At 61.9% G+C, this 281-nt stretch carries 1 protein-coding gene; it reads right to left on the bottom strand.

What is annotated here, in order from left to right:
• The coding region (locus ACFC20_RS17650; protein WP_375194122.1) for an AMP-binding protein at positions 1–281 on the bottom strand (281 nt) is incomplete at both ends.

Genomic DNA, 281 nt, shown 5'->3' with positions numbered 1-281 from the left:
CAGGACTTCCGCTGCCGCGGGCCTGTCCTCATCCGGCCAGTGCCAGTAGCTCAGCGCGGTATTCAGCCCTTCGGTCTGCGCAAAGCGCTCTGCACACTCCTCGCCCACGATCACATGGCTGGCGTTGGTCACCTCCAGTGCATGCGTCAGAGGCTTGCCCATCACATGGGTGTTGATGAAGGCCACCACGGCACCCAGCTTGGCCACGCCAAACCAGGCAAAGAAAAAGGCTGGGCGATTCTCGATGGCCATGGCCACCACATCGCCCTTTCTCACACCCT

Source organism: Marinobacter sp. (assembly GCF_041984545.1).
GTDB lineage: Bacteria > Pseudomonadota > Gammaproteobacteria > Pseudomonadales > Oleiphilaceae > Marinobacter.
The sequence above is the reverse complement of the archived record's forward strand: the minus strand, read 5'-3'. Positions and strand labels throughout refer to the sequence as shown.